This is a genomic window from Candidatus Kaelpia aquatica (assembly GCA_030765335.1).
Classification (GTDB): domain Bacteria; phylum Omnitrophota; class Gorgyraeia; order Kaelpiales; family Kaelpiaceae; genus Kaelpia; species Kaelpia aquatica.
Genome location: JAVCCU010000029.1, coordinates 1 through 3,684, shown reverse-complemented (window position 1 = coordinate 3,684; position 3,684 = coordinate 1). Strand labels below are relative to the sequence as shown.

The 3,684-nt window shown below is 35.6% G+C and carries 4 protein-coding genes; 1 reads left to right on the top strand and 3 read right to left on the bottom strand.

The window, feature by feature from the left end:
• On the top strand, window positions 1–996 hold a 996-nt coding region (gene rlmN, locus P9X27_05070), incomplete at its 5' end, for a 23S rRNA (adenine(2503)-C(2))-methyltransferase RlmN (GenBank protein MDP8253750.1).
• A 104-nt stretch (window positions 997–1,100) separates the two neighbouring features.
• Here the strand turns inward: rlmN and P9X27_05065 are convergent.
• The 3 genes from P9X27_05065 to P9X27_05055 all read right to left on the bottom strand — a co-directional run.
• Window positions 1,101–1,610: a ferritin family protein gene (locus P9X27_05065; GenBank protein MDP8253749.1), complete on the bottom strand. Its 510-nt coding sequence runs from the start codon at window positions 1,608–1,610 to the stop codon at window positions 1,101–1,103.
• Window positions 1,611–1,779: 169 nt separating this feature from the next.
• Window positions 1,780–2,682, bottom strand: coding sequence for a hypothetical protein (locus tag P9X27_05060; protein ID MDP8253748.1), 903 nt, complete (start codon window positions 2,680–2,682; stop codon window positions 1,780–1,782).
• A gap of 30 nt (window positions 2,683–2,712) precedes the next feature.
• Window positions 2,713–3,684: hypothetical protein (locus P9X27_05055; GenBank protein MDP8253747.1), on the bottom strand; the 972-nt coding region annotated here is incomplete at its 5' end.

Here is a 3,684-nt window from a genome sequence, read left to right as displayed (position 1 = left end):
TTTAAAGACTTAAAGCCCTATAGAGTAAAGCAGCTATATAAAGCACTCTTTCAAGAGAATATAGGTTCATTTCTAGATATTACGACTTTCCCTAAAGATATGCGCACTAAATTAGATAAAGATATCCCCTTCTTATACTACAAAGACTTTACAACAGTGGGGGACAAGGTAAATCTAAGCTATAAAGCGAAGCTAATCTTACTTGACGATAGAGAGATAGAGACCGTCCTTATGAAGAACAAAGATAATCACTTTACAGTCTGCCTCTCAACTCAAATAGGCTGTGCTGTAGGATGCTTATTCTGCGCAACAGGGAGCATGGGATTTAAGAGAGATTTATTGATGGACGAAATAATAGATCAATTGCGATTCTGGATGATTTTTATAAAGAACAGGAAACTTCAAGGCAAGGTAACGAATTTGGTATTTATGGGAATGGGCGAGCCGCTCTTAAACTATGAGAACACAAGAGATGCAATAAATACTATTTTAGATAGCACAGAGATCGGCAAAAATCATATTGCATTATCAACGGTTGGAATAATAAGCTCACTCTATAAGATGCTTAATGATAAGACCTGGCCTGATATAAAGATTGCCATATCCTTACAGAATGCAAACTACGAAGCTAGAAAAAAACTTATCCCAAAAACAGATTTAGACTTTCCTAAAGAGATAGTTAAATGGTCCAAAAAATATCTTAAAAAATACAACAGGCGCAGTAATTTTATAACTATTGAATATATATTAATTAAAAATATAAATGACACTGTTAATGATGTTGAAAGACTATCTAGGCTCTTACAGAAGATACCTAGAGTTAAGGTCAATCTAATCCCATTCAATGAAACAAAAGGAAAATTCAAAAGACCTGATAAGGAGAAGATTAAAGAGTTTAAACTGAGACTAGAGCAAAAGAGAATTACAACAACACTAAGAGAATCAAAGGGCCAGGATATCTCTGCTGCCTGCGGACAATTGATTGTTAAAACCTAACAATCTGAATCAGATATTTCATCTATCTCCAAGCAAATCAAAGACTTACGATAACAGATTTGAATATCAATTTTATGATAAAAATAGACTGTAACAAAATAAACTTAATACCTTCTATGCTCTTTTAATTCTTTATTTAAATATTTTGCCTTTAAATCAGAGATTAAGCTGAAGTGTCTTCTCTCTTCATTGATTACACCACTTAAGAGATCCTCCCCTTTTAAAATAGAACTCTTCAGCTCTGTATAGAAAAGAATTGAATCCTCCTCTATTCCTAATGCAAAGCTAAATACATCATCAATGCTCTTAAACCCCTCTTTTATCTTTTTGCTTATATTAGCCTGAGTAAAAATGATATCATTAGCAATAGAGTTAATATACTTTTGATGCTCACTGCTATAGGCATCTAGGTAATCTTTATTTTTAAAATTGTTTAGAATATCCTGAAAAACATCTTTATGTTTATCTTCTTCACTAGAGAGAGTGCTGAATAAACTTTTAAACTCTTTGTTTTTATAAAAAGAGACTGCATTACGGTAAAAATTGCTCCCATTGACTTTGATCTTTACCGCAAGTCTTAAAATTTCATCTGGAGTAAATTTCGTTTCAGTCATCTACTTATCCCCTCTACACTCATTACAACTAATTATACTTTTTCTTTTCATAATTATATATCATAATTTAGTTACAACTAAATTTCAATACATATTATTAATTATCTTTTTTAAATAAAAACCCCTTTAACCTAATAAGATTAAAGGGGTTAAGTAAAAACTTTTTAAATTAATAAGATACCCAGGTATCAGGTTTTCCATTACCTGACGTATCTTTCTCTGCTTTTGTAGGATTACCATTCTCATAGGATACCCACTCATCAACCTTACCATTCTTATCAGTGTCGGTCTCAGACTTTATAATCATACCCTTCTTATCATATGTTAAAAAAGTATCGGCTTTACCATCTTTGTTTATATCTTTCTCTGCTTTTGTAGGGATACCATTGTTGTATTCAACCCACTCATCAACCTTACCATCTCCATCTGTATCAGTCTCTGACTTTATAACCACACCAGACTTATTATAGACTAACTCTGTATCAGGCTTGCCATCTCTGTTTAAGTCTCTCTTGCCTGCAAGAGGCTTACCGTCTTTGTAGTCTATCCACTCATTAATAGTACCATCACCGTTAACATCAACACCTGACTTTATTACCATACCCTTCTTATTATAACTTAAGAAAGTATCAACTTTACCATCTTTGTTGATATCTTTCTCTGCTTTTGTAGGGATACTATTTCTGTATTCAACCCACTCATCAACCTTACCATCTTTATCAGTATCAGTCTCTGACTTAATGATCATACCTGATTTATCGTAGACAAGTGTAACATCTATTTTACCATCTCCATCTAAGTCACGAGTACCCTTATCAGGGTTACCACTCTTATAATATACAACTTCATTCATAACCCCATCACCTGTTGCATCAGCCTCAATTCTTAAGAGGATACCCTTCTCATCATAGTATTCAAGCCTATCTACCTTACCATCATGGTTTCTATCCATCTTAATCTCACGAGGCCTAAACTGACGCATATCAGACGGCTTAGTCTGCTTACCTGCATATGCACCGTTAATTACTACAACTGCTGCCACAAAAATTAGTAAAAACATTCCCTTCTTCACTTCTTCCTCCTTTTCTAGTGATTAAACTATTTACCTTTTAATCTGTCTGATTATGTAATAGTTCTGCGGCTGGAATATAGCCGGAGCTATCAAGAGCTCTCTAGGCAGAATATTTACACCAACTGCAGACCCATCTATTATAACCTCAGGACCTTCGAGGAAACCAGCATCTATAAAGTTAGCCTCTGATAGTACCCAAGGTGCAGCTATCTTATAACCCCAGGTCTCTAACGCCCTTGCATAGAAGAAGTTAAACATATCAGATTTTTCTATTGTTACAAATCCATATCCACGGTTTAAGATGCTTCCGCCAGAACTTCCAGAACCATAATTTGATCCGCCCATAAGCCTATTATCCAGTATTACAAGGCCAGGAGTTGCAGGCAGAAGAAGCTCAACTCTCTCTGTATCTGAACTACTGTTAACATACCCAGCAAGTATTACAGAGACCTCGTCTGTTTCACTTCCTGACCAGACCCAAAGATCACCGTCAATACTAACATCTACAGGATCATGCGGGTTAATAGCAGTTCCAATTATACCGGATGCTTTCAAGCTGGAATCAGCTCCTGCAGTTACTAGAGTTGTGCCGGTTGTATTATCTACTATATCACCAGCTGTTGCATAGAGATCTACTGCACCAGCAGCGGTAACTACATTAAGAGTGATTGTTCCGGCTGCTTCAACATCAATCAACCCAACTGTTGTTACAACAGAGGTTAAAGTTATGTCATTTTCTTCTAATACATAAGTATCTCCCTGAGCTGCTATTGTAAGTGTATCAACATCTGTATCCAGTTCATTGTTAGTCCCAATTGCACCAACGGTACCTGAAGCAGTAATATCTAAATTAGCAGCAGAAATATCGCTTGTTCCATCAGTTATATCGGTTACGTTAGCAGCAGAAACTAAAACTACCTCGTCGTTAAGAGCTGTGATGTCACCGCTCATTATTATATTGCCTGAAGTTGTGGTCAAAGTTACATCGTCATTGCTGCCTGT

What these genes read in the sequence shown, in the direction of transcription:
- P9X27_05065 (MDP8253749.1), bottom strand. Translation starts at nt 1,610, where the DNA reads ATGACTGAAACGAAATTTACTCCAGATGAAATTTTAAGACTTGCGGTA.